The sequence below is a fragment of the Mycobacterium talmoniae genome (assembly GCF_001854525.1).
Taxonomy (GTDB): domain Bacteria; phylum Actinomycetota; class Actinomycetes; order Mycobacteriales; family Mycobacteriaceae; genus Mycobacterium; species Mycobacterium talmoniae.
Window position 1 is genome coordinate 1 of sequence record NZ_MLQM01000278.1, and the last position, 3739, is coordinate 3739.

The window sequence follows — 3739 nt, forward strand, 5'->3', positions numbered from 1 at the left end:
ACCCCGAGCGCCCCGCGGAGCCGGCCGAGCGCGCCCAGCCCGCCGCCGCAGGGGCGCCCCACCGCCACGGTGGATCAGCTGCACGCCGGCGACTGCATCGAGATCCAGGAGGGCGGCACCGATCCGAACAAACCCGGTGCCACCAACGTGACGATCTATCGGGCGTCCTGCCAGGCCGGTGACGGGATTTATCAGGTCCTGCAGGTGGTGCCGAACCAGGATCAGTGCCCGGCCACCACGAAATCGGTCCTGTACAACGGCGACGAAACCGTATTCGCATGCCTGACGAAGTACGGCCAATGAGCGCGTTTCCGTGGGGGCCGGCCATCGCCCGGTCGGGCCGGTCGGGGCGGCCGCTATTCGCACACCTGCCCGATGCCGCCCATGAAACACTGAGATCACCTGCCACAGCCTGGGAGCACTGATGGATAGCACCAACACCGTCGTTACACCGGCCGCGCTGCGTGTTCGGCCGGGCGCGGTGGCGGGGGCCTGACATGCCGCCGTCCAATCCGTTCGACTTCAGCGACTTCGGTGGCCGACCACCGGGCCCGCCGCCGGGCCCACCGCCCGGGGTCGCGCCGCCGCTGGGCGCACCGGCACCGTTAGGCGCGCCGCCGCCGGCCATGCCACCGGCCGGCGGCTTTGACCCGTTCGCCGGTCAACCGCCGGCACCGGCCGCGGCCGAGGCCTTCGGCGGGCCGGCGCGCAGCGCCACGATGGGGTCGCTCGCGGTGGCGGGCCCCCCGCTGCAGTTGGTGGCGGCGGCGCTGGCGGTCGCGTTGGTGGGCATCATCTTTGGCGTGGCGGCCACGGTGACCGGATCCACGGTGGTGTTGGCCTTCGCCGGCTGGCTGTTGGCCGGCCCCGCCGCGATCGGCGTGCTGGCCTGGTTCAACGCCGCCGACACCCGCCGCCGGCTCAGCTCGGTGTACTCGGCGCCGACCTGGCTATCCACCGCCTACTGGGTGGTGCTGGCCGCGTGTGCGGTGGGGATCGGCATCGGCGCCTGGCAGATCGCCTTATGGGCCGGCAGGCAGTAGGGACATAACGATGGGTTCACGGCTGGTTCGGTGCGGTTCGGTGCTGCGGTTGGTGGCCGCCGCGGTGCTGGCGTTCGGCTTCGCGTGCAGCGGCTGGGCAACCGGAACCGCGCACGCGGAGGGCGACACCGCCGGCGCCGACCGCTTCGGGGCCTGCCTGGCCTCGCAGAAGGCGGGCGACCTGCTGATCCTGGTGGATGAGTCGGGCAGCCTGAAAAGCACCGACGCGCAGGCGGCGCGGGTGCAGGCGGCCAAGTATCTGGTCGACACCCTGGGCCGGTACGCCGACCGGACCCATTCCCAGCTCGACGTGGCCATCGCCGGCTTCTCCGACAGCTACACGGTGCGCGCGGACTGGGCGCCGCTATCGGAAGCGTCCGCGGATTCGGTGAAGACCAACCTGGACACCCTGGCCCGCCGCAACGACGGGCTGGACACCGACTACTGGCTGGCGCTGGATGGCGCGCGGCAGACGCTGGCGTCGCACACCCAGGGCGACCCCAACCGGTGCCAAGCGATTTCGTGGTTCTCCGACGGCAAGATCGACTACTCGCCGCGGGCCGGCTCCAAGCCGTACGCGCCCGACGTCGACCTGGGCACCCAAGCCGGGGTCGACGAGATGATCAACCGCGCCACCGAGGGCATCTGCCGCGACGGTGGGGTCGCCGACCAGCTGCGCTCCGACGGCATCGTGATGCTGGCCGTCGGGTTGGGCGACCAGGCGGCCTCGAATGCGGACTTCGACGTGATGTCGGCGATCGCCACCGGAACCGGGCTGAACGGGAAGAGCTGCGGCGGCATCAAAAAACCCAAACCCGGCGACTTCTACCCGGTGTCCAACATCGACCAGATGCTGTTCGCGTTCGATGCGCTGAACCCGGACCCGCATATCGACGACACCAAACCGGTGTGTCAGCAGGGCCAGGTGTGCCAGGAGGCGCGACACAACTTCGTGCTGGACCGCTCGGTCAAGGCGGTCAACATCCTCGGCTCCGGCGGCTTGCCCGGCATCGTGCCGTATCTGATCTCCCCGTCCGGGCAGCAACTGCAGCTGCCCAAGGAAGAGGGCAAAAAGCAGGGCACCCTCGACGGGATGCCGGTGCAATTCGAATGGCAGTCGGACTCGGCGCAAACCGTGTCGATTCAAAGCGCGGACAGTCCGCAGTGGCCGGGCCAGTGGGCGATCGTGTACGTCGACACCACCGGCCAGCACGGCGACGCGGTCTCCCGGGTCAACATTCACATCTCCACCGACATCTTCCCGGCGCTGCAGGCCGATCCCGACTCGCCGTGGCGCGCCGGCCAGGTGATGAAGGGCGTGAAGTTCGGGCTGGTCGACGGTGCCGGCACACCGATCGATCCGGCCACCCTGGCCGGTGATGCCGTGATGTCGGCGTCGCTGGCGGTCGACGGCGGGGCGCCGGTCGAGGTGTTGACCTCGGTGCCCAAGGCCGCGATCGGCGACCCCATCGACGTGGACCTCACCAAGGTGAAGGCCGGCGCGGCCACCCTGCGGATGTCGCTGGTGATCACCACCGCGCCCGCCCAGGACCCGCAGGGCGCGCAGATCGCGCCGGGCACCAAACTGTCGCCGCAACAGGTGGATTCGCCGATGCAGATCCTGCCCAAGGTCGGCTTGCCGGTGCCCGGCCAGCACATCGACTTCGGGGATGTGCAGGGCACCAAGGGGGCCACCGCGCAGCTGGAGGTCACCGGCCCGGGCTGTGTGTGGATCGCCGACGGGGAAGCGACGAAGGTGGTGGCCGGACCGGAAGGCATCGGCACCGTCAGCGTGACCTCGTCGTCCTCCGGCCCCGGAAACTGCCTCAAGGTCGACAAGGACCAGAAGGCCACCTTGCCGGTCACGCTGCACACCGACCACGACGGACACGGCGGGCTCAACGGCAGCGTGCCGGTTCACATTGCGCCGCAAGACAAACCCGACGATGCGCAGACCGTCGACGTCACGTTCTCCGCGTCGATGACCAAACCGCTGAGCACCACCAACTTCGTGTTGGTGTTCATTGCGGCGCTGCTGCTGGGCCCGGGCATCCCGCTGGCGTTGCTGTACGCGGCCAAGTGGTACACCGGCAAGATCCCCGGGGTGCCGATGCTGGCCGAGCGGATCCCCGTCGAGGTCGACGCCGGTGCGGTGCAGCGCAACGGGGAACCGTTCGCGATGGCCGACACCGACCTGGTCACCCCGGTTCCCGGGCTGGCCGGCGGCGCGCGCCAGCTCACCGTGCACGGCGTGCAGCTGTCGACGGTCAACGGCCGCAGCCCGTTCGGCACCGCGCAGGTCAAGGTGGCCGCCCCCGGGTACCTCAGCGCCGGCTCGGACATCCCGTCCACCGACGCCAGCGGCGTGCACGCGGTGCTGCCGCTGGCGGTGCACGGCAAGTGGGTGCTGCTGCACAATCCCGGCGGTGCGGACAACCGCGCCGAGGTGCTGCTGATGGTGCGCGGGCAGTCCGACGTTCCGGAGCGCCAAAAACTGTACGAGGACATCGAACGTCGGCTGCCCGACCTGCTGGCCGGGCTGCGGCAACGCGCGGCCGGCGCCAACCTGTTGACCGGCGGCGGTCCGCCGCCGTCCCCGTTCGGTGCCGCCGCGGCGGGGCCACCGGGCGCCGACCCGTTCGCGGCCGCCGGAGCGGCGGGCCCGGCGGACCCGTTCGCGGGGGCCGGGGCCGGCC

Annotated in this window: 2 protein-coding genes and 1 pseudogene; all 3 read left to right on the forward strand. The window is 70.8% G+C overall.

What is annotated here, in order from left to right:
* Positions 1-303, forward strand: a pseudogene (locus BKN37_RS29420) (DUF4190 domain-containing protein); the annotation flags it as partial.
* A 194-nt stretch (positions 304-497) separates the two neighbouring features.
* Positions 498-1043 (forward strand): hypothetical protein, encoded by a 546-nt coding sequence (locus tag BKN37_RS26315; protein WP_071030162.1) that lies wholly within the window; start codon positions 498-500, stop codon positions 1041-1043.
* A 10-nt stretch (positions 1044-1053) separates the two neighbouring features.
* Positions 1054-3739 (forward strand): vWA domain-containing protein (locus BKN37_RS26320; RefSeq protein WP_071030164.1); only part of this gene is annotated, 2686 nt, incomplete at its 3' end.